The sequence below is a fragment of the Olsenella profusa F0195 genome, assembly GCF_000468755.1.
Lineage (GTDB): Bacteria > Actinomycetota > Coriobacteriia > Coriobacteriales > Atopobiaceae > Olsenella_F > Olsenella_F profusa.
The window spans coordinates 50,708-72,795 of sequence record NZ_AWEZ01000069.1; the positions used below are offsets into that span (position 1 = coordinate 50,708).

Genomic DNA, 22,088 nt, shown 5'->3' on the forward strand with positions numbered 1-22,088 from the left:
CCCGCTGTGCGGCGCCCTCGCCAAGCGGCGCGCCTCGGTAGGCTCGTGCCTGGAGTCCTGCGCGTTCCCGGTGCTTCGGTATGGCGCCAGCCCTCCCCGGGCATGTCACGCCCGTACTTCCGTGAAGAGACTCGGGAGGATGACCATGTACCTGGAGAACGTGAACTCCCCCGAGGACGTCAAGAGGCTCGACGCCACTGGCCTCAAGGGCCTGGCCGACGAGCTGCGCTCCGCCCTGCTCGTGCGGCCAGCAAGCATGGCGGCCACTTTGGCGCCAACTTTGGCCTCATCGAGGCGACCGTCGCCCTGCACGTCGTGTTCGACTCGCCGCGCGACCACGACCTCCTCGAGGTGGGCCACGCCTCCACGTCGGTGAGCCTGGCGCTGGGCCTGGCCAAGGCCCGCGACCTGACGGGCGGCACCGAGAACGTCATCGCCGTCATCGGCGACGGTTCCCTCTCTGGCGGCGAGGCGCTCGAGGCCCTGGACGTTGCCGGCGGCGAGCTGAACAGCAGTCTCATCATCGTGTTCAACGACAACCAGATGTCCATCGCGGAGAACCATGGCGGCATCTCTCGCCGCATGGTGCGGCACTGCCTGTTGCCGCTCCGGGAAGACCGATACGTGGCCCCACCCTTCCAAAGTGCGCACGCAATGCATCTCATATGCATTCCGCGCGGCGTTTGCCCAGTTGGAGGCCTCCAGAATCCCATTGCGTGCGCACTTTGAGCGACATCCCTCAAGTACAAGCCCCCTGTCCGTCACTCCCGGGACTTGAGTCTGCGAGCGACGGGACCTATGCTTACGTCAACAGGTCCTACGGGCCAGGGAGGAGGGCTCATGCGGTACGTAGCGTTCGGTACGCGAAGGGTGAAGGTGTCTGAGGTCATCCTGGGTCTCATGCGCATCGGCGAGATGACGCCCACTCAGGTGGCGGAACTGGTGCAGACGGGCTTGGACGCAGGTGTCAACGCGCTCGACACCGCCGACATCTATGGGGATGGCCTATGCGAGGAGATCCTGGGCGACACCTTTGCCGCCAACCGTGGCCTGCGCGATCGCGTATGGCTGCAGACCAAGGTGGGCATCCGCCGTCACGAGGATCCCACGTTCACGTACTTCGACTTCTCCAAGGAGCACATCATCGAGGGCGTGAATGCAAGCCTCAAGCGCCTCCAGACCGATCACGTCGACTCGCTGCTGCTGCACCGCCCCGACGTCCTCATGGTGCCCGAGGAGGTCGCCGATGCCTTTCAGACCCTGCACGACCAGGGCAAGGTCCTCGACTTTGGCGTCTCCAACCAGAATCCCGCGTTGATGGGGCGCCTGCAGCACTACATCGGATTTCCGCTTGTCGTCAACCAGGTGCAGCTGTCCGTGGCATTCGCGCCCGCGTTCGAGGGCGCGTTCAACGTCAACATGGAGAACGACGCCTCGCCCATGCGCGACGGGGGCATCTTCGAGTATGCCTGCCTGCACGACCAGGTCATCCAGGCATGGTCGGTCATGCAGCACGGCTACTTCCAGGGCGTCTTTCTGGGCGACTCCTCCTATGCCGCGCTCAACGAGAGCCTCGAGCGCATCGCCGGCGAGCATGACACCAGCCCCACGGCCGTGGCCATCGCCTGGGTCCTGCGCCATCCGGCAAAGATGCAGGCCGTCATCGGTACCACCAAGCCCGAGCGCGTGCGGCTCTCGGCGGCTGCCTGCGACTTCGAGCTTACGCGCGAGGAGTGGTACGAGCTCTATCTCGCGGCGGGCCGCCAGCTGCCGTAGGCCTTGGGGGTACCGGTCAGGCCGAAGATAGTCGTCACGGACGGAGGCAGGATGGCTGACCATATCATCGACGAGGCCATCGACTATGCAAGCAGGCTGTTCGAGGAGGATGCGAGCGGCCACGACCTCGGACACTCCCTGCGTGTATGGAGAGGTGCCATGCTCATCGCGAGGAATGAGCCTTCGAGCGATGCCTTTGTGGTGGCGCTGGCGGCCATCCTGCATGACGTCGACGACCACAAGCTCTTCCTGACGAGGGGCAACGCAAACGCCCGCGCGTTTCTCGATGGGGTGCAGGTGGACCCGGACAAGGTCGAGCGCATCTGCGAGGCCATCAACTCTGTGTCGTTCAGCCAGAACAGGGGGAGAAGGCCGAGCACCATCGAGGGGAAGATCGTCTAGGACGCCGATCGGCTTGACGCCATCGGTGCCATCGGGATTGCCAGGGCATTCGCGTACGGCGGCGCACATGGCAGGGGCATGGAGTCCTCCGTTCGGCACTTTCACGAAAAGCTCCTGCTGCTGGTGGACGAAATGAACACCGACATGGGCAGGAAGCTCGCGGAGTCGCGCCACGCCTTCCTTCTGGCATTCCTGGACGAGTTCTCGGAGGAGATGAGCCTCACCGTCTGAGCGTGCCTCCTACCAATTGCACGGTGCATCGAGCCTCGTGAACGCGGGGAGGGGGGACCTGGTCGATCAGGAGGCCCTGTGCGAGGGGCTGGACGCGGGCCATCTTGCGGGTGCGGCGCTCGACGTGACCACCCCGGAGCCGCTGCCCGAGGGCTCCCGCCTGTGGAGCACGAGGAACCTCGTCGTGACGCCGCATGTGGGTGGCTTCTTCCATCTCCCCGTCACCAGGGAGTATGTGGTGCGCATCGCCCTGGACAACGTCGCCCGCTACAGGGATGGACGGCCCCTGCGCAACGTCGTCGCACGGTAGGTGTCCCGCGCCTGCGTGATGGCGGGGCTACCTCCCCTGTGCCTCGGTGCTGATGTCGGAGTCCAGGGCCACCTGGAACGTGTAGTTGGGATAGCGGCGCTTGAGGATGTCCCTGACCTTGCCGACGACCTCCTCGCGATCCGGCGCGTCAAAGCTCACCACGAGGTCGAAGCGGATGGACTTGGCCTCCTCGTCCACGTAGAAGCCATGGACCTCGAGCACGTTGTCGTTGGCGTACGCGATGTCGTAGACGTCGTGGCGGATCTTGGTGGCCAGGGCACCGCCCTCGTTGCGGGCGTAGATGCCCACCGTGTGCAGCACGACGCCGCACTCGCGGTAGACCTTGCTCTCGATCGTGCGTGTGAGCTCGTCGATCCGGTTGGCCGTCAGCTCGTCAGGCACCTCGATGTGCACGCTGCCCCAGAGCGTGTCGGGGCCATAGTCCTCGAGCAGGAGGTCGTAGGCGCCGTCGACGCCGTTGACGGACGCGACCGTTTGCTTGACCGTGCGCGTGAGATCGGCATCGACGCGCTCACCGATGATCTTCGAGAGCACCTCGCGCAGGATGTCCACGCCCGCCTTGATGATGACGATGGCGATGACCAGGCCCAACCACGCCTCCAGGCTCACGCCCGTGAAGACGAAGACGAGCGCCGCGACCAGCGTGGCCGCGGAGAGGATGGAGTCCGTGAGGGCATCGGTGCCCGAGGCCACGAGCGAGCCGGAGTTGATGCGGCGGCCGACCCCGCGCGTGTAGAGGCCCAGCACGACCTTGGCCACCACGGCCACGGCGACGACCACGAGCGTCATCGCACCGTAGTCGGGCAGCTCCGGGGAGAGGATGCGCTGGATGGACTCGGTTGCGGCGGTGATGCCCGCCCACAGCACGATGACGGCGATGATGACCGTCGTGAGGTACTCGACGCGCCCGTAGCCAAAGGGGTGCTTGCGATCGGGCTGCCTGCCGGCAAGCTTGGTGCCCACGATGGTGATGATGGACGACGCGGCATCCGACAGGTTGTTGACGGCGTCGAGCACGATGGCGATGGAGTTTGCGATCAGGCCAAACGTCGCCTTGAAGGTCGCGAGCAGGAGGTTTGCCACGATGCCGACGACACTCACGCGCACGACCTGCGCGCCGCGCGACGCGGCGCCCTCCTCGATGATGCGGCCGTCGACCTTCTCGGTCGTGACCCCCACGGCATTCCCTTGCGTTCCGGTCATTGTCCTCTCCCTATGGTGCCGCCCGCCGATGGCGTCGTGCCGGGTGGCGCCGCATCCCAGAAGCCATCCTCGTATCGCGGGACGCTGCCCCGCGTGTCCAGGGTAGTTCTATACCCGCTCTGCAGGCCCGTCCTGCTGCGGGAGGCGGCGGCATCCCGAATTCATACATGCATGCGGCCCAGCGCTGCGAGGCCGACAAGGCGGGCCCCTCGCGCTGCCCTGGTTTGGGAAGCTGAACTATGCGGCTCTGGGCATCGCGCTGTTCACGACGACGCGACGGGACATGGAGACGCCCCGGAGTACAAGGCTCTGCGAGGTGTGCGCACCTGGAGGGTGCTCCCGACAATTTCGCTGGTCAGCAGCCACGTCATCATGAAACGCCCCGCCGCGCACCTGCGCCAGGGCGTTCGGGCACCCAGGGCGAGAAATGCAGCGGAATTGCGTAGATGCCCTCTCATGGCGCGACAAAGTGTTTGTCTGACTATACTCAGCGCCAGCACGTGATTCCAAGCACGTCGTTCGTGTACTGATCATTCGAGTAGTAAGGACATGCGCGTGCGTTACATATCCGAGAAGTACCTGTCTGGGTCACGGAACTTCAAGGGTGAGATCACCCATCTCAGCCTCAACTACAAGGAGAACTTCAACTGGGCCTATGACATCGTGGACGACATCGCCACGGTCGAGCCCGACCGGCCCGCGATGGTCTGGGCAAACCCCGAGGGCGAGGAGCACCGCTTCTCGTTCGCCGACATCAAGTACTGGTCCGACAAGACAGCCAACTTCCTCATGAGCCAGGGCATCCACAAGGGGGACATGGTCCTGGTCATCCTCAGGCGCCACTACCAGTTCTGGTTCACCGCGGTGGCGCTGCACAAGATCGGCGCGGTCCTGGTACCCGCCACCTTCATGCTGCGCGGGCGCGACATGGAGTACCGTCTCAGGGCCGCGGGCATCAAGGCGTGCATCGTGACGGACAAGGGGGACGTGGCCGGCATCGTGGATGGCGTGGCCGATGGCTGCCCCGACCTCAAGGTGCGCATGATCGTCAACGGCGGTGGTGCCGGCATGGGCAACGGTGGTCGGCCGAGCGATAGGGACGCCTGGCTCTCCGACCCCGACCACGTCTGCGAGCTGGCCAGCAAGCGGCCGGGATGGGTGGACTTCAACACGGGTGTCCGTGCGGCGGCAAGCAGCTGGGAGCGCGTGCCCATGAGCGTGCACGAGCCCTTCATCATGTACTTCTCGTCCGGCACCTCGGGCGAGCCCAAGATGGTGCTGCACAACGGCACCTATGCGCTGGCCCATACCGTGACGGCCAAGCTCTGGCACAACGTCACGGGCGACGGCGGCCTGCACTTCACCATCGCGGACACGGGCTGGGGCAAGGCCGTATGGGGCAAGTTCTACGGGTCCTGGACCATGGAGACGGCCGTCCTCACCTACGACTTCGATCGCTTCCACGCGGACGAGATCCTCGATCTCATCCCGCGCTACCGCGTGACCACGCTGTGCTGCCCGCCCACGATGTACCGCCTCATGAAGCGGACGGACTTCGGCACGCACGACCTCTCGTCGCTCAAGTACTGCACGACGGCGGGCGAGGCGCTCAACCCCGACCTCTTCTACTTCTGGCTGGAACGCACGGGGCTCTCCATCTACGAGGGCTTCGGCCAGACCGAGACGCCCCTCACCGTCGCCAACCTCAACAACTCCACGCTGCGCCCCGGCTCCATGGGGAAGGTCGTGCCGCTGTTTGACGTGCGCGTGCTGCGTCCCGACGGCACCGAGTGCGACGAGGACGAGACGGGCGAGATCTGCATCCGCTACGACCACAACGACCCGCCCGCGGGCGTCCTGATGGAGTACTACCGCAATCCCGAGAAGACCCACGAGACCATCCACGGTGGCTGGTATCACACAGGCGACACCGCGCGCAGGGACGGCGACGGCTACCTCTGGTACGTGGGCCGCATCGACGATGTCATCAACTCGTCGGGCTACCGCATCGGGCCGACGGAGATCGAGAGCATCCTGCTCCGGCGTCCCGAGGTGCGCGAATGTGCCGTCACGGGCGTGCCCGACAAGGTGCGCGGCCTGGCCGTGAAGGCGTCCGTCGTGCTCGTTGAGGGCGTCGAGGGCAGCGAGGCCCTCACCAGGGAGCTGCAGGACTACGTCAAGGGCGAGACGGCCCCCTACAAGTACCCGCGCATCATCGACTATGTGGACGAGCTGCCCAAGACCGTCAACGGCAAGATCAGGCGCGCCGAGATCCGCGAGCGTGACGAGCGGTCCGCGCAGAGGGGTCTGCTCTAGGCGCGGACGGGTGTCGGGCCCCTTGCTCGGAGAGGCGCGCCCTCCCCTGGTCCCATGGAAAAACAGTGTTACAATAAGCCGCGTACGGCAGGACAGGATGATGCGGGGATGCGAAGGGGAGGTGGGCCATGCGCAGGACGGCCGAGGAGAGCGCGGGCGTGCGGCAGCGGCTCATCGCCGCGGCGGCACGCGAGTTTGCCCAGCTCGGCTACGAGCGGGCGTCGCTGCACCACATCTGTGCGAAGGCGCGCACCTCGACCGGCTCGCTCTACTCGCTCTTCGGCAGCAAGGAGGAGCTGTTCCGCAGCGTGCTCGAGCCCGTGACGGGCCACCTCCTCGCGGTGCTCGCCCGCCATCACGCCGCAGAGCTCTCCGTGGACTGGACGAGCGGGCTTTCCGACCCGGTGTTTTCCGTCGAGGAGGACCTCAGGGCTGTCGCAGCGGTGTACGACACCATCGAGGGATGTCCCGACGTGAGGGACATCCTCCTCAACAACCGCCAGCAGCCGCCCGTGCGGGACTTCTTCGACCAGGTGGCGGACATGCTGGCCACCCATATGCGGAGCCTCGTGGGACGGGAGGCCCTGCGGGAAACCCCCTACGTGGGCGTGGACGACTACCTCTGCCACTGGATGTCGCACCAGCAGATCGACATGATCATCCACCTCCTCACGCACCCCCTCGACCACGAGGAGGCCCTGCGTGAGATCGATGCGATGGTGCGCTTCGATCGCGGTGGCGTCTTCGCGCTCATCGTGCGCGCCGAGCGCTCGGCTGCCGGTGGGGAAAGGGGGCCGGAGGGGACGGTCGCGCCCCCGGGGGAGGGGGTGCGCCACGCATAGGATGGACCTGGGGCCTCCGCGGCCCCTTTTTCGTAACGAATTGAAAACACTGTTATAAAAAACCTTTGAGAGGGGACGCGACGTGAGAAGACGCGAGACGGAACGGCCAGAGACGGCAACGGTGGGCGAAGGGGACGCCTTCGTCGAGGTGAGCGACCTGACCAAGGGCTACGGGGAGGGGGATGGCCACACTCAGGTGCTGCGTGGGCTCTCGCTGAGCGTGGACGAGGGAAGCAGCTGCGTCATCCTGGGCGCCTCGGGCTCGGGCAAGTCGACGCTGCTCAACCTCATCGGTGGTCTCGACACTGCCGACGCGGGCTCCATCCGCGTCGCGGGGCGCGAGGTCAGCGCGCTTGCGCCCAGGCGGCTCGTCGACTACCGCCGCGAGCTTCTGGGCTTCGTGTTCCAGCTCTACAACCTCGTTCCCACCCTCACGGTGCGCGAGAACGTCCAGGTGTGCGCCAACCTCTCCGACGACCCGCTCGACCTCGACGACCTCCTGGACACGCTCGGGCTCGCGGCGCACGCCGACAGGTTCCCCGGCCAGCTCTCGGGTGGCCAGCAGCAGCGCTGTGCCATCGGCAGGGCCCTCGTCAAGAACCCCCGACTGCTGCTGTGCGACGAGCCCACCGGTGCGCTCGACTCGCACACTGCCCACGAGATCCTCGCGCTGCTCGAGGACGTCAACAGGCGCCTCGGCACCACGATGCTCGTCGTGACCCACAACGAGGGCATCTGTCCCATGGCGGACATGGTCGTGCGCATCCGCGATGGCAGCATCGTCGACGCCCGCCACAACGCCCATAAGGTTCCTGCCCGTAAGCTCGAGCTCTAGGAGGCTGAGATGTGGAGGATTCTTCTGAGACGCGCCCTGCGCGAGCTGCGCGCGAACTGGTTGCGCAACGCGGCGCTTCTGCTTCTGACGGCGCTTGCGATGCTCGTCGTCGTGGGCATCGTCTCCACCGCCGTGGGGGCCACCCAGAGCATCGAGGAGAGCGCGCGGTCTCACGGGGTGGAGGACGGCGAGTTCACGACCCTCGTGCCGCTCACGAATGACGAGCTCGCCGCCGTGCGTGCGCGGGGCGTCACGGTCGAGGAGGCGCCCTCCCTCGACTTCTCGCAGGACGATGGCTCGACGCTGCGCGTGATGGCCAACCGGTCGCAGGTGGACACCGTCGCCGTGAGCGAGGGGAGGGTGGCCGACGCCCCCGGCGAGGTGCTCCTCGAACGCCTCTACGCCACGTCGCGCGGCATCTCCGTCGGTGACGTGATCAAGGTCGGGGGACAGGAGCTCACGGTCGTGGGCATAGGGACGAGCCCCGACTACGACCTGTGCATGGCGAGCATGGCCGACCTGGTGGCCGATCCCTCGACCTTCGGCTGTGCCTTCGTCACGGGCAGGCAGTATGCCAGTTTGCGTGACGCCGGTCAGGCCCAAAGTGCCGAGGAGACCCGCTACCTCTTCCGCCTCCCGTCCGACGTCTCCGTCGAGTCCCTGCGGGACCAGGTCCGCGACTTCAAGGCGTCCCTGGACCAGGCGGGCGACCCCGCCTTCGCGGCCTACCTGGATGAGCGCCTTGCCGAACGTCGCAGGATCGAGGATGCGATGAGGCAGTTCGTGGAGGCCGCCGATGGGCTCGACGAGGGCATCGGGCGGCTGGGCGGCTCCTCCCCCGCGCTCGCACGGGTCCTGTCCTCCGTCATCGATGGTGCGTCACGGCTCGACGATGCGGCCCACGGCTTCCAGGACACGTTGGGCGAGCAGCTTGACGAGCACTTCCCGCTCGAGGTGGACAACGTCACGAGCTTCGTCAAGGCCTCTGACAATCCCCGGATCGGAATCTCCGTCGACGACGTGAGCATCAGCATGTATGCCGGCCTGCTTGCCGGCGTGATCGTGCTCGTCCTCATTGCCTACGTGATCTCGGTCTTCACCGTGCACAGCATCGACCGCGCGTCGATGACGATAGGCGCGCTCGTCTCGCTGGGTGTGGGACGGCGCCGGATCATGGTGAGCTACGCCCTGGTTCCCACCCTCATCTGCCTGGTGGGAGGCATCCTCGGCACGGTGGTGAGCTTCTTTCCGCAGTGGCAGGAACTCATGCTGGGGCCGACGCTCACGTACTACTCCACCCCGCCCATCACCGCGGGGCCGACCATCCCTCTCCTGCTCTATGGCATCGCCCTGCCTGCTGCCCTGGCACTCGTCGTGAACCTCCTGGTCATCGGGAGGCGCCTCGCGCGCCCCGTGCTCTCGCTGCTCAGGGACGATCCGGTACGGGTCCGTGCGGCGCGCGTGCGCCTGCGCGAGCGGAGCTTCACGCGCACGTTCCGCATCCGACAGCTGCTGCGCGAGCGGCGCAGCGTCGCGGCGGTTCTGGTGGGCATGTTCGTGAGCCTTCTGCTGCTGTTCATGGGGCTCGACGCCTACACCCTCAGCGCCAACGTCTCGCACAAGGCCGTGGAGGACACCCGCTACGAGTACCTCTACCAGTATCGCTATCCCACCATGGTGGCCCCCGCCGACGGCTGGGAGGCGGATCTCGCCTCCCTCAGCCGCTCGTCCATGGGGTACGACCTGAGCGTCACGCTCGTCGGCCTCACCGAGGGCGACCCCTTCTTCGGTAGCTTCGAGGCGAAGGGCACCGACGAGGTGGCGGTCTCGTCGGCCGTGGCCACGCGCTACCGCGTGAGGGTGGGCGACGAGCTCGTGCTCTATGACCGTGCCGACGACAAGGCCTACGCCTTCACCGTGAGCGACGTCGTGCCCTACTCGGCGGGCCTGTTCTGCTTCATGCACATAGACGACATGCGCGAGCTGCTCGGCGAGGAGGATGGGCAGTACAATGCCGTCTTCGCCGACCATGCGCTCGACATCGATCCCGACCGCCTGCTCGCGACCACGAGCCGTGATGACGTGTCCAAGAGCTCGGGCGTGTTCATGGACACGATGGCGCCGCTCATAGGCGTGCTGATAGTCTCGTCGGCGTTCATCTTCGTCATCGTCCTCTATCAGATGACGAAGGTCATGGTGGACCGCTCGGCCCAGGGCATCGCGCTCATGAGGCTGTTTGGCTACCGCGACCGGGAGATCCGCAGGCTCTACCTCGATGGCAACCTCGTGGTGGTGGCGCTGGGCGCGCTCGTGCTGATCCCCGTGGCCAAGCTGCTCATGGACGCGTGCTACCCCTATCTCGTGGCAAACGTGGCAGTCGAGCTCGACGTGGCGTGGCCCTGGTGGTTCTATCCCGCCACGTATGCGGGCATCATGGCCTGCTACCTCACGGTGCGCACGGCGCTGCTGCGCCGGGTGGGCAGGATACGTGCCGTCGACGTCCTGCAGCACAGGGAATAGGGGACGGTGCGGCGGTGCGACAGGTCCCGTGGTGGCGGGACCCGGAATCGTCCTTCGGGCCCCGCCACCCTAGGCGTCGATGTGCTGGCGCACGTCCACGCCTTCCCCACGCAGGTCGGCATCGAGCAGGTCGTACGACTGGGGCGTGCAGCGCATGAAGGTGCCGTCGCCCGTGGCCAGCGCACAGGTGGTGTGCGTGGAGAGGAACGCGTCGATGCGCGCGAGCGCGTCCTCGCGCGGCAGCCGCGTGCCCACCGCGTCCCTGCTCGTCCAGTCGCGTGCTGCCCTGTCGTACTCCTCTGGTGTCGTGATCCCTCCATCCCGTGCGGCCCTTCCTACCGTAACGCTCTGGGGGGCGTCATGCCCACCCCCAGCGCGCCTCGCTTGTTCACAGTTGGTCACGGCGTGCGCGCACGCGGGATGCGGATGGGTCCCATACTCTATCATGTGTCCAACCACACGAAGGGGGAACCATGGACATCCGTGACGCCCTGGCACGCAAGCAGACGCTTTCCTTCGAGATCTTCCCACCCAAGGGCGACCTGTCGGTTGAGCAGGCCGACACGATCGCCCACGCCCTTGCGCAGAGCGACCCGGATTGGATCAGCGTGACGTTCTCGGCCGGCGGCTCGGGCAACGCGCAGAGCTCGCGCGCCATCGCCGCGCTCGTCGAGCGCGAGTGTGCCCCGACGCAGGCGCTCGCGCACCTCACCTGCATGGGGCTTGCCGCCGCGGACGCCGACGCCTCTGTGGACGCCCTGCTCGCCGAGGGGGTGCACAACGTGCTGGCCCTGCGGGGCGACCGCGTGCCGGGGTGCGGGACCCGGGACTTCCCGCATGCGTCCGACCTCGTCGCGCACATCAAGCACCGTACCCCCGAGGTGTGCGTGGGCGGCGCCTGCTACCCCGAGGGCCACGTGGAGTGCGAGAGCCTGGACGCCGACATCGAGGCGCTCAAGCGCAAGCAGGATGCGGGCGTCGACTTCCTGGTGACGCAGCTCTTCTTCATGAACGAAGACTTCTATCGCTTCCGCGAGCGCTGCGTGCGGGCCCGCATCAAGGTGCCCATCGTCTGTGGCATCATGCCCTTCACCAGCGTCCGGCAGATCCAGCGCATGGCCTTCAGCTGCGGCGCGTCCATTCCCGCCAAGGTCGTGAAGCGCCTCGTGCGGGCCGGGGAGGATCCGGCGGCCCAGCGTGCGGCGGGTGTTGAGTACGCCTGCGAACAGCTCTGCGACCTTGCGGCAAACGGCGTGGACGGCCTGCACGTCTACAGCATGAACAGGCCCGAGGTCGGCAGTGCGGCGCACGAGGCCCTGCTCGCCTGCGGCTACCTGGGGGCGTAGGCGCATGGCGGGATGCGACGGCGGGGCACGGCGGGTCGCCGCGGGCGTTGCTGCGGCCCCCACCTACCACGACCTCGCCATCATGTCGATGGACCGCGGCGAGGTGCTGCGCTACATGGGATACCATGGGCAGGGCCTCGGCCCCGATCTGGGCTCGCGCATCGACGAGGCCATGGCGCGCTGTCTGGAGGTCTCACGTCCGCGTGCGGCCGTGGCGGTCTTCGAGGTGGCGGGTCGCACGGACGACGGGGTGCCGGAGGTGAGCCTGGCGGGCACCCCGCTCGTGCTGCGTGGCAGCTCCATCGCCAGGCACCTGGACGGGGCGGTCGCCGCAGGCGTCATGGCCGTGACGCTTGGCATGGGTGACGAGCGCGAGCTCCATCGGCTCTCGCTCGTGGACCCCGTGGGCCAGGTGCTCTTCGACGCGGCCTCCACCACGCTCGTGGAGCGGGCGGCCGATGCTGCCGAGGCGCTGCTCGTGGGTGCTGCGGCCGCCGGGGGCCTCCACTGCAACGTCCGCTTCTCCCCCGGCTATGGCGACCTGCCGATGGACACGCAGCCGCCCCTGCTGGCCGCCCTGGGTGCCTCGCGCCTGGGCATCACGCTGTCACCCACCTATCTCATGACGCCCACCAAGAGCGTGACCGCCGTGGTGGGCCTGTTCGACACGCCACAGGCCGGTGCGCACGCAAGCTGCGCCGACTGCCTATGCTCGGATTTCTGCATCATACGAAGGACGGGGACGACCTGCCATGGATGAGACGACTGCGACGAGCCCTGAGCCAGTGGCACCGCACCCTGGCGCCTCTCGGCAACGCGAGCTGCGCGTGCGCGACGAGCACCTCCGGCGCGTGCTTGCGGGAGAGGACCTCCTGCTCTTCGATGGCGCCATGGGCACGCAGCTCCAGGCGCGCGGCATGGCCGCCGGCGCGACGCCCGAGCTGCTCTGCCTCAGAGCACCTGAGATGATAGAGGACATCCACCGCGCCTACATCGTGGCCGGCAGCGAGGTGGTGACCACCAACACCTTTGGTGCGAGTCCGCTCAAGCTGGACGGTGCGGCCCCGGTCGAGGAGATCGTCTCGGCGGCGGTGGGGTGCGCGAGACGTGCGGGCGCACGCTATGTGGCGGCCGACATCGGCCCCACGGGAGCGCTGCTGGAGCCCATGGGCACGCTGCCCTTCGATGAGGCCTACGAGCAGTTTGCCTGTCAGGTGAGGGCGGCCGACGCGGCGGGCGCCGACCTCCTCGTCATCGAGACGATGGCCGACCTCGCGGAGGCCAAGGCGGCCCTGCTTGCCGCCAAGGAGAACTCCGATCTGCCCACCTTCGTGACGATGACCTTCGACGAGGGCGGGCGCACCTTCCTGGGCACCACGCCCGAGGTGGCCGCCATCACCCTGAGCGCGCTGGGTGCCGACGTGGTGGGCATCAACTGCTCGCTGGGCCCCGCCGACGTGGCACCGCTCGTGCGGCGCATGCTGCCCTGGTCGCGCGTGCCGGTGATGGTGCAGGCCAACGCCGGCCTGCCGCGCGTGGAGGGGGGCGTGACGGTCTACGACGTGCGTCCCGAGGAGTACTGCGCCGAGGTGGCGGGCATGCTCGATGCGGGCGTGACCGTGATCGGTGGCTGCTGCGGCACCACGCCGGAGTACATCCGCCGGGAGGCAGAGCTCCTCGTGGGCCGCACGCCCACGCCGCGCCGGGTGCGTGACGACTTCGTGGTCGCCAGCGCACAGGCGTCCTGTGCGCTGGGGATGGGGCAGGTGGGCGTCATCGGGGAGCGCATCAACCCCACGGGCAAGCGGCACATGAGGGAGGCCCTGCGCTCGGGCGACTTCGACTACATCATGTCGCTCGCCATCGAGCAGGATGAGGCGGGCGCCCAGATCCTCGACGTCAATGCGGGCCTGCCCGAGATAGACGAGGGCGCCACGCTCAAGCGCCTGATGGGCGACCTCTCCAGCGTCACGACCCTGCCCCTGCAGGTGGACTCCGCCGTGCCCGCGACCATCGAGGCCGCCGTGCGCGGCTATGCCGGCAAGCCCATCATCAACTCCACCAACGGCCGCGCCGACACGCTTGCCGCCGTCGTGCCCCTCGCCGCCCACTACGGCTGCGCCCTCGTGGGCCTCACCATCGACGAGGAGGGGATCCCGGCGACGGCCGAGGGGCGTCTGGCCATCGCGCGCAGGATCGTGGCCGCCACCGATGCGGCCGGCCTGCCGCGCCAGGACGTGGCCATCGACTGCCTGGCCATGGCCGCCTCGACGGACCAGACGGCGCCGCGCGCCATCCTCGACGGCATCGCCCTCATCAAGCGCGAGCTGCCGGGCGTGCGCTGCGTGCTGGGCGTCTCCAACATCAGCTTCGGCCTGCCCTTCCGCCCGCTCGTGAACGCCACGTTCCTGGCGGCGGCCCTCTCGGCGGGGCTCGACCTGGCCATCATCAATCCCTGGCAGCAGCGCATGATGGACGTGGTCAACTCGTGGCGCGTGCTGTCCGGCGAGGACGAGCGCGCGCAGTCCTATGTCGCTGCATATGCGGCGCGCAGCGACGCCGTGCCACGGGATGGGGGGAAGGCCCCCGCCGCGCCTTCCGCCGCGACGCCTCCCGACGCGGTGGCATCCGCCAGCCTCGGCGAGCAGGCGCGCTCACTCGTCCTGGCGGGGCGCAGGGGGGCCATGGCCGATGTCACCCGGCGGCTGCTGGAGGAGCACGACGCCCTGCACGTGATAAACGACGTGCTCATTCCCGCGCTCGACGAGGTGGGGGAGCGCTTCGAGCGGGGCACGTTCTTCCTGCCCCAGCTCATGGCCTCCGCCGAGGCGGCCAAGGCGGGCTTTGCGGTCATCCGCGAGGCAAGCTCCACCGGCAGGCGGGCCGTGGCCTCAAAGGGCACCGTGATCATCTGCACCGTGAAGGGCGACATCCACGACATCGGCAAGAACATCGTGCGCATGCTGCTCGAGAACTATGGCTTCGACGTCGTGGACCTGGGGCGCGACGTGGACCCCCGGCTGGTCGTCGATGCCGTGCGCGAGCGCCATGCGCGGCTCGTGGGCCTCTCGGCGCTCATGACGGCGACCGTGCCCGCCATGGCCGAGACCATCGAGCTGCTCCGCCAGGAGGCGCCCTGGTGCAAGGTGGTGGTGGGCGGGGCCGTGCTCACGCCCGAGTACGCCCAGATGGTCGGCGCGGACTTCTATGCCAAGGACGCCACCGAGACCGCGCGCATCGCCGAGGAGGTGCTGGGCACCTAGTCGCCGTGGCCATCCCGACCGGAGAGGTCGTACTTTGCCACCACGCGCCGGATGGAGCGGCCCCAGGGCAGCCAGATAAGGGCCAGGAAGCCCACGGTCGCAAGGCCGTGCACCACGTCCCAGGGCGCGGCCGCCGCATAGCCCGCGAGCACCCCGGCAGCCGTGAGCGGGCGCACGAAGCCCAGGACGTACCAGCCGTTGAGGATGGCACCATAGAGCAGGGCGGAGGCGAAGCCGTACGCGAGGAGCGCCCAGCGATGGCGGCGCAGCGCCCCGGCATCGGCGAGGACGCCGGCAAGGTAGCCGACGAGCCCCCAGGCATACATCTGCCAGGGCGTCCAGGCTCCCTGGCCAAAGAAGGCGTTGGAGACGAGCGCCGCGAGGGCGCCGACCATGAAGCCGTTGCGGCGACCGAGCAGGGACCCGGCGACGATGGCGATGGCGGAGACGGGCTTCACGTCGGGCAGGGGTGCGAAGAGCACGCGCCCGGCAGCGGCGAGCGAGGCAAGGACCACCGTGGGCATGACCTGGCGGAGCGCTGGCCGCGAGGCCTCGTAGCCAGCAAAGACGAGCAGGAGCGCGAGCAGCGCGACCAGCATCGTGAGCCCCGCCGTGGCCTCGATGCCGAGGATGGTGCAGGCGGCCATGGAGAGTGGCACGGCGGCAAGCGCGAGGGGCTCGAGCGCATGGAGCAGCCGTGCCCTGTGGCTACCCATGCCAGATCCAGCTGTTCTCGAAGAACGTCCCGATCGGCTCGGTCGTGGCGATGTCGCCGTCGAAGAGCAGGGACACCGAGTCCGCGACCGCGTGGCAGAACGCCAGGTCGTGCGTGGCGATGATGACGGTCGCGCCCGCGTCGCGCGCGGCCGCCACGGCGCGGGCGACCGCAGCGCGGGCGGCGTGGTCGAGCCCCGTGGTGGGCTCGTCGAGCAGCAGCAGGCGCGGGTGGGTGATCAGGAGCTTCGCGAGGGCCACGAGCTGCTGCTGGCCGGTCGAGAGGTCGTAGGGGTGGCGCTGCCAGAGCGCGTCCGCGGGCGCTCCCAGCAGCTCCGACAGCAGCCCTTGAGCCGCCGCGCCGTCATAGCCTGCCGACCCCGACCACTCCAGGAGCTCCCCTGCCACCGTCTCGCGCGCAAGCAGCGCCTTGGGACCCTGCGGGAGCAGCGCCTGGCTCATGGCCAGCTCGTGCCCCACACGCACGTTCCCTCGCTGGGGCCGGGCCATCTGGGCCACGAGCGACAGGAGCGTGGACTTGCCCGAGCCGTTGGCGCCCACGAGGGCACGCACCTCGTGGGCGCCAACGGCAAGGCTGCAGCCCCGGCAGACCCACCCCTCGCCGCGCGCATAGCGAAACCACACGTCGGAGAGGCGCACGGCCACAGGCTGGTTCCCGCCGTCGTCCCGCGGTGGCTCCCGTGGCAGGGAGCGGGCCGTACGCAACGCGTCCAGCTCGCACGGCGCGACCGTTCCCGCCCGCCCACCCTCGCCCAGGGCGAGCGCCATCGTCGCATAGTCGGCCATGACCTCTGGCGCATGGGTCGCCACGACCACGGTGACGTCCAGCTCGCGGTTCACGCGAAAGAGCAGTCCCAGGAAGTTCTTGGCCGCCACGGGGTCGAGCATCGAGGTTGGCTCGTCCAACAGCAGGAGCCGCGGTCGCATCACCAGCGTCGCGGCAAGGGCCACCACCTGTCGCTGCCCGCCGGAGAGCTCATCCGTCATGCGGCGGAACCAGCGGTCGATGCCCAGGAAGTAGCCCGTCTCGGCGATGCGGCGACGCATCTCGTCCTGGGCGACCCCCAACCCCTCCAACCCAAAGGCCATCTCGTGCCAGACGGTGTCACAGACGATCTGGTTATCGGGACTCTGAAAGACGTACCCCACGCTCGCGGCCGAGAGCAGGGGGTCCCCTGCGAGCGCAGCGGTCTCGTGGCCAAAGACGCGGACCCGTCCGGCGATCGTGCCAACCGGCGCGATCTCGGGCTTGGCGAGGCGCAGAAGCGTCGTCTTGCCGCTGCCCGTTGCCCCCACCAGCAGGCAGAACGCACCTTGGGGAATGGAGAGCGACGCGTCGTCCAGGACACGGGGGCCGTCCGCCCGCCCGTCCGCACCGTCCGCGTCCGGTGGGGGATAGGAGAAGCTGACATGCCCAAACTCGAGCGCCGTCTCGCGATCGGGCGGCTCACGCCTTCGCATGTCCATGGCCGCCCTCCCCTGCGGTTGACGCTGCGCACGCGCCGCGGTGGGCCGACATGCAGGCCGCCCGTGCGCTGGCATGAGGCGCCCCAGCGCCTGTCCGCTCGATGTGGGACCAGCGCGCCCGCTCGCGCAGCGTCAGGGCCGCGGGCAGCAGCGTCAGCACGGCATAGGGCGCATAGCCCCACCAGACGACCAGCGTGGGGGTCGTGGGATAGAAGTGCCATTGCGCACAGGCGACGGCGGCGAGCAGGACGTTCGCCCCCACGAGCGCGCCTACCCCAAGGAGGGCCAGGGCATCGCGGTCCCCGAGGCGCTCGGTCGCATAGCTCGTCCGGTGGGGGGCCGCCTGCCATGCGCGGGCGCGCATGGCGTCGGCACGTTCGAGGGAGCCCTCCATCGCCCAGCCCATGAGCGTGGTCGTGAGGCTCACGGCCCCCTGCAGCGACGGGCGGCCATCGGCCCCAGAGGAGCTGCAGGCCCGTCGCACGGTCCGCGCCTCGGTGCCGCGTCGGACGAGCCGTGCCGACAGCTGCGCCGTCATGGAGACCATGAGCGCGACCACGGGCAGGCGCCGCCCCATGAGCCCCATCAGGCGGTCGTTCGTCAGGACGCGTGATGCCCCCTCGAACCAGAGGATCACGGCGATCAGGACGGATCCCATGCAGGCCCCATAGACCAGTGACTCGCGGTAGACGACAAGGGGTCCCACCTGCGCAAGCGCGGTCGAGCCCGACGCCGAGAACAGCGGGTTGGCAAGCGTGATGAGCACGAGCAGGGGAAGCTGCCAGCGCAGCTTGCGCAGCGTCCCCCGCACGCCCAGGGCACAGAGCGCGAACGCGAGGGCGCCTGCCAGCGAGAGGGCCACGTAGACGGGCTGCATCACGAACATGGCAAGCAGCAGCGCGCCCGAGAAGTAGGCGACGGCAACGCTCGCATGCGTCGTCTCGAAGGCAAGGTGGGCGGTGTCCATGGCCTGCACCGGCGCTACTGGGTGACGTTGACGTAGGACCACACGATGACGTCCCCCTCGGAAAGGGTGTAGGAGGCTGCGGAACGGTCGGGCTCGATGCCATTGACGGCGTAGGTCCAGCCGCTGCCGCTGCCGTGCTCCTTTTCGGCAAGCCCATCGATGCTCGACACGTAGACACCGTAGCTCGTCTGGCGTGCGTTGACGCCCACCCCGGTGGCCACCAGCGCGTCGTAGGCCGTCGAGCCTGCGGGTACGGTGACTGCGACGGAGTTCGATCCCCGGCCGGCCGCACTGCCATCGACGGTGACGGTGACGGTGATCCTCGCATCCGTCGGTGCGGGATCCCTCGGTTGGCTTGGGGTGGCCGTCGCACCGGAGCCCGAGGAGGAGCCGCCACCCGTGTCGGAGCCAGGCACGGAACCCGTGCCGGACGAGGAGAGTGCGCTGCCTCCCGTGGTGGACGTGGTGGTCAGCACCTCGCCGCCCGACGTGACCGATGGCTCGACCGAGACCGGCGAGGCGTCCGGCAGCGTGGGAACCGCCTCCGTGGACTGTGGGCAGTCGGGGCCGATGCCCAGGCTGGCATAGGCGTCTCCCGAGAGGGCATAGGAGGACGCCCGGGAGAGCAGGAAGGGTAGGTCACCGGAGGTGGGGGCGTCATCCGTGCCGTACGACACGGCCATGCGCACCGCCCCCGCGCCATCCTCGGCAATCCACGTGACCTGGGGCACCTCCACGCCCGTCGTCGCCTCCCAGGTCGCAAGCGCTGCCGCGCGCCTGGCGGTGAGCGAGGCCATCGTGGGGGCATCGTCGAGCTCGACCTGATCGACCCAGATGCCGTCCTGCGTGAGGACGACGGTGGCCTGGTCGGGAGGGACGGATACGTCGGCACCGTCAAACTGCAGCGCGCCGAGGGCGGCCACCACGTCATCATGCGAGAGGGTCGCTGTGGTGGCAGCTGTGCTGGCGTCGCCGTTCAGGTCGAACGTGCCGCTGGGGTCGGTGTCGTTCGTCGTGGTGAGGGCGCCCGATCCCGTGAGCCAGGCGAGGGGGTCGCGTCCCTGCGTGTACTCGGACATCGACCACGCGCAGAACGCGACGACCACTACGGCAAATGCGACGAGCAGGATGCGGAGGTGCCTCGAGACACGAGACCCGCGTGTGGCCTCGTCCCGCTCGTCATCCCCTGTGGTGCCGTGAGCTGTCATGGCTGCCCCCCTTCCTCGTGATGAGGTCTCGTACGAGTAGTACCACAAGCAGTGCCGCGCCGCACCCCATGCCCGCGACGGGCCACAGGGGCAGGTGGGCGACGGAGGTCGACGATGGCTCCGCAGCGGCGCCCTGGCCCTCGGGCTGCATGGCCAGGGGACGTGTCGTCGTGACGCGTGTCAGCACGTCCGATGGCGTGCCAAAGAGGAGGGGCCGGGACGATCGGGCCCTTGCCGTGGCTCTGGCGGAGGGACGGAGCGTCCACCCGATGGCCGCGGTGCCATACATGCGGATCCCGCTCATGCCGGCAAGCATGTTGGCCAAGGAGCCGGGTCTCTCCCTGGGGCCCGTGGAGCCGTCTGCCATCACGGAGGTTGGCGTGGCGGTGCGCCCCGAGCCGCCCGCGTCGGTCGTGCTCCCCCTGCCGCCCGCGCCGTTTTTCTGAGACACGAGCTTCACCACGTGACTGGAGTCATTGAGATAGTAGAGGCTTCCCTGGGTATCGCAGATGACGGGAGAGTCGCAGAAGTTCGCGTTGGTCGTCGGCGCGTACAGCAGGTGCGCCTCGGTGTCGCCCAGCCGGTAGGCATAGAGGTTGCCACCCGACGCGTACGCTCCCGTGGCGGCATCAAAGGTGGCCGCGTTGACCGTGAAGTACGCGAACGTGCCCGTGGATGTGGTCGACACGAGCGGCGGTGCGGAGATGCCGCCAAAGCCCACCGGCAGGTCGAGGCCATCCGCCTTCGTGATCGTCTGCAGCAGCGACATGGTTGAAGTGTCCACCACATAGAGTGCCGTCGGCGCATCGGGCGTCGTGTCCCGTGCGCCCCCGACGAAGGCATGACCGCCCACCACCACGGGTGCGGCCTTGCCCGTGCCGCCCAGCGCCACGGAGGAGACCTCGGCAATGCCGATGGTCCCGTTCGCGTCCGTGAGGCGCAGCCGGTGGAGGCGGCCATCCCTCGTCGCCACGAGGAAGTCCGTCTCGTCGAGCGCGACGACGTCCGCATTGACCGTCGACCCGCCTGGCACCTTCGACGTGAGCTGGTAGCTGGCGACCTCCCTGCCGTCGCTCGTGCGGTAGGCGCTCACCCTACCTGCCGTGTCCGCCGCCACCAGGCAGCCGCCGACCGATGCCGTGCCGCTCCAGTACCAGCCGGAGGCCTGGCTCTGGTCGAGGACCCGATAGCTGGCAAGGGAGCTCGTGGAGGGGTCGACGGTGAACAGCATGCCCGCGGAGCCCGATCCCTGGGAGATGCCGACGACGATCTGTGGGCTGCTCCCCGACGTGAGCGAGAGCGAGCAGGACGACTGATACCCCTTGGCCATGATCGGCGTGGTCCAGCGCCTCTTGAGCGTTGCGGCGTCGAGCGCTTCGACCCTGCCGTCATCGAGCGCCACGACGATCATGCCTTTCACATACAGCGGCCTGCTCGTGTAGCTGATGGGCGCATCGAGCGTGCCCCTGGTGGCATCGACCGTGCCGGTCCTCTCGTCGATGCGAACGACCCTGTCGTCCACGGCCGCGTATATGGAGCCGTTCACGGAGAGGAGCTCGCTGACCCTGTGCCATGAGCCGCCGCTCCCGTACTGCGAGAGGTCGACGTTCCAGGCCACCGTGGCCGCGTCGGTGGGTGTGGCGGCCCTCTGGTCACCCAGGATCTGCTGGAAGCCGGGCCAGTCGGACGCATAGGTGGGCAGTTGGGTCGAGCTCGGTTCGGTGTCGGGCGTCTCGGCAGGCGCGGCCGTGCCGGTGGAGTAGTACCAGACGATCTCCCTGACCGTGCTCATGTCGATCGAGCTGATGCCCTTGCCGCTGGAGGTGAGGCCGGAGCCCGTGTTCACCAGGAGCGACCAGTACCTGCGGCTCGCTGCGTCGTAGCCCAGCTCCTGTCCCGTATAGGGACTCGTGATGCCATTGAGGTATGCGCCGTAGGCCGTGCCCTCCACGACGTCGTAGGTAAGCCCGCCCTTCTTGAACGCGGCCTCCGTGGCATCAAGGCCGGTCGCCGTCGCGGCGACCGTCACGTTCGTCGCGGGCAGCCAGTCGACGTCATGCCCCTCGGCGTCCGGCCCGACGACCCTCACGGAGACGTCGATGGTAGCGGCCTCTGCGTCTGGGGCGCGAGCAGGGGGCTCCTCCTTCGGTGGTGCCGTGGGAGCAGGTGTGCCGCCGTCCTCTGACGATCCCTGCCCTGACGGCTGCCCGGTCGTGTCCTGCGGGGGCACCGCGTCGTCTTTGGTGTCCCCGTCCTTGGTCTGCGATGCCGCGCCTGCGGCATCGCCCGTGCCGGTTCCGCCTGCGGCATCTCCCGTGCCGGTTCCGCCTGCGGCATCACTGGTCTTGCCGGATGTGGGACGTGTGCTGGGGGCCGACGCACCCTCGGCCTGCCCCTGCTCGTTCGTCGTGTCCTGGGTGGTCTCCTCGGCCATGGCCGGCAGGGGCGCCAGGTACAGGGCCAACACCAGGGCAAGCAAGGCGGCACACACACGACGCACCCCCACATGCCGCACAGCCCCTGCGTCGCTATGAATACGCCACCATGTCGTTGGGAACATCCCTGCTCCTCCTCACTCGTTGAGGGTGCCTGAGAGGGTGGATCCCGCATCGGTCGTGCCGAACCTGTCGGCTGCGCTTGGTCGCA

At 68.4% G+C, this 22,088-nt stretch carries 19 protein-coding genes; 12 read left to right on the forward strand and 7 right to left on the reverse strand.

The features are described from left to right. Window positions 1-102 precede the first annotated feature (102 nt). From HMPREF1316_RS11645 to HMPREF1316_RS11660, 5 genes are all read left to right on the forward strand, one after another. A complete protein-coding gene (locus HMPREF1316_RS11645; RefSeq protein ID WP_415752651.1) occupies window positions 103-729 on the forward strand; it encodes a 1-deoxy-D-xylulose-5-phosphate synthase N-terminal domain-containing protein in 627 nt (208 codons plus the stop codon). Window positions 730-840: 111 nt separating this feature from the next. Then, window positions 841-1,776, forward strand: a complete 936-nt coding sequence (locus HMPREF1316_RS11650; protein ID WP_021727252.1) for an aldo/keto reductase — start codon at window positions 841-843, stop codon at window positions 1,774-1,776. Between the two features lie 51 nt (window positions 1,777-1,827). Next, entirely contained in the window at window positions 1,828-2,178 is a 351-nt protein-coding gene (locus HMPREF1316_RS14575; protein ID WP_021727295.1) for an HD domain-containing protein, read from the forward strand. Between the two features lie 78 nt (window positions 2,179-2,256). Further along, window positions 2,257-2,409, forward strand: coding sequence for an HD domain-containing protein (locus HMPREF1316_RS14580; RefSeq protein WP_021727270.1), 153 nt, complete (start codon window positions 2,257-2,259; stop codon window positions 2,407-2,409). A gap of 37 nt (window positions 2,410-2,446) precedes the next feature. Continuing rightward, window positions 2,447-2,719 (forward strand): NAD(P)-dependent oxidoreductase, encoded by a 273-nt coding sequence (locus HMPREF1316_RS11660; protein ID WP_198009686.1) that lies wholly within the window; start codon window positions 2,447-2,449, stop codon window positions 2,717-2,719. Between the two features lie 27 nt (window positions 2,720-2,746). Here HMPREF1316_RS11660 and HMPREF1316_RS11665 read toward each other — a convergent pair whose 3' ends face one another. Beyond that, entirely contained in the window at window positions 2,747-3,943 is a 1,197-nt protein-coding gene (locus HMPREF1316_RS11665; RefSeq protein ID WP_084620980.1) for a cation diffusion facilitator family transporter, read from the reverse strand. 555 nt (window positions 3,944-4,498) lie between these two features. Between HMPREF1316_RS11665 and HMPREF1316_RS11670 the strand changes: the two genes are divergently transcribed. The 4 genes from HMPREF1316_RS11670 (at window position 4,499) to HMPREF1316_RS13445 (ending at window position 10,456) form a co-directional block, all read left to right on the forward strand. After that, window positions 4,499-6,259, forward strand: a complete 1,761-nt coding sequence (locus tag HMPREF1316_RS11670) for an AMP-binding protein (protein ID WP_021727242.1) — start codon at window positions 4,499-4,501, stop codon at window positions 6,257-6,259. Between the two features lie 128 nt (window positions 6,260-6,387). Beyond that, a complete protein-coding gene (locus HMPREF1316_RS11675) occupies window positions 6,388-7,101 on the forward strand; it encodes a TetR/AcrR family transcriptional regulator (protein ID WP_021727271.1) in 714 nt (237 codons plus the stop codon). Between the two features lie 82 nt (window positions 7,102-7,183). Continuing rightward, the gene (locus HMPREF1316_RS11680; protein ID WP_021727192.1) at window positions 7,184-7,936 is read left to right on the forward strand and encodes an ABC transporter ATP-binding protein; all 753 of its coding nucleotides are present in this window, start codon (window positions 7,184-7,186) and stop codon (window positions 7,934-7,936) included. Between the two features lie 9 nt (window positions 7,937-7,945). Beyond that, window positions 7,946-10,456, forward strand: coding sequence for an ABC transporter permease (locus tag HMPREF1316_RS13445; RefSeq protein ID WP_021727251.1), 2,511 nt, complete (start codon window positions 7,946-7,948; stop codon window positions 10,454-10,456). Window positions 10,457-10,525: 69 nt separating this feature from the next. On the opposite strand, the gene HMPREF1316_RS14200 is transcribed toward HMPREF1316_RS13445, so the two are convergent. Further along, window positions 10,526-10,858 (reverse strand): hypothetical protein, encoded by a 333-nt coding sequence (locus HMPREF1316_RS14200; RefSeq protein ID WP_198009688.1) that lies wholly within the window; start codon window positions 10,856-10,858, stop codon window positions 10,526-10,528. Window positions 10,859-10,929: 71 nt separating this feature from the next. Here HMPREF1316_RS14200 and HMPREF1316_RS11695 point away from each other — a divergent pair, with 71 nt between their 5' ends. From HMPREF1316_RS11695 to HMPREF1316_RS11705, 3 genes are read left to right on the forward strand one after another with little or no spacing between them, the layout of a single operon-like run. After that, on the forward strand, window positions 10,930-11,802 hold the full coding sequence (locus HMPREF1316_RS11695; protein WP_021727277.1) for a methylenetetrahydrofolate reductase: 873 nt from the start codon (window positions 10,930-10,932) through the stop codon (window positions 11,800-11,802). A gap of 4 nt (window positions 11,803-11,806) precedes the next feature. Next, window positions 11,807-12,562: a vitamin B12-dependent methionine synthase, activation domain protein gene (locus HMPREF1316_RS11700; protein WP_021727315.1), complete on the forward strand. Its 756-nt coding sequence runs from the start codon at window positions 11,807-11,809 to the stop codon at window positions 12,560-12,562. Continuing rightward, window positions 12,555-15,065, forward strand: a complete 2,511-nt coding sequence (locus tag HMPREF1316_RS11705) for a homocysteine S-methyltransferase family protein (protein ID WP_084620981.1) — start codon at window positions 12,555-12,557, stop codon at window positions 15,063-15,065. The genes HMPREF1316_RS11700 and HMPREF1316_RS11705 overlap by 8 nt, the downstream gene beginning before the upstream one ends. Here the strand turns inward: HMPREF1316_RS11705 and HMPREF1316_RS11710 are convergent. From HMPREF1316_RS11710 to HMPREF1316_RS11730, 5 genes are read right to left on the reverse strand one after another with little or no spacing between them, the layout of a single operon-like run. After that, complete coding sequence (locus HMPREF1316_RS11710) at window positions 15,062-15,781, reverse strand: DUF6580 family putative transport protein (protein WP_021727306.1); 720 nt, start codon at window positions 15,779-15,781, stop codon at window positions 15,062-15,064. The two genes, HMPREF1316_RS11705 and HMPREF1316_RS11710, sit on opposite strands and share 4 nt — an antisense overlap. Beyond that, on the reverse strand, window positions 15,774-17,267 hold the full coding sequence (locus tag HMPREF1316_RS11715) for an ABC transporter ATP-binding protein (RefSeq protein WP_021727294.1): 1,494 nt from the start codon (window positions 17,265-17,267) through the stop codon (window positions 15,774-15,776). The genes HMPREF1316_RS11710 and HMPREF1316_RS11715 overlap by 8 nt, the downstream gene beginning before the upstream one ends. Continuing rightward, complete coding sequence (locus tag HMPREF1316_RS11720; protein ID WP_156901078.1) at window positions 17,248-18,234, reverse strand: energy-coupling factor transporter transmembrane component T family protein; 987 nt, start codon at window positions 18,232-18,234, stop codon at window positions 17,248-17,250. The genes HMPREF1316_RS11715 and HMPREF1316_RS11720 overlap by 20 nt, the downstream gene beginning before the upstream one ends. 14 nt (window positions 18,235-18,248) lie before the next feature. Further along, window positions 18,249-19,442 carry a DUF4430 domain-containing protein gene (locus tag HMPREF1316_RS13455; RefSeq protein WP_021727319.1) on the reverse strand — a complete coding sequence of 398 codons (1,194 nt, stop codon included), beginning with the start codon at window positions 19,440-19,442 and terminating at the stop codon, window positions 18,249-18,251. After that, entirely contained in the window at window positions 19,414-21,948 is a 2,535-nt protein-coding gene (locus HMPREF1316_RS11730) for an outer membrane protein assembly factor BamB family protein (RefSeq protein ID WP_040652453.1), read from the reverse strand. Before HMPREF1316_RS11730 ends, HMPREF1316_RS13455 begins: the two co-directional genes overlap by 29 nt. Window positions 21,949-22,088: the final 140 nt, after the last annotated feature.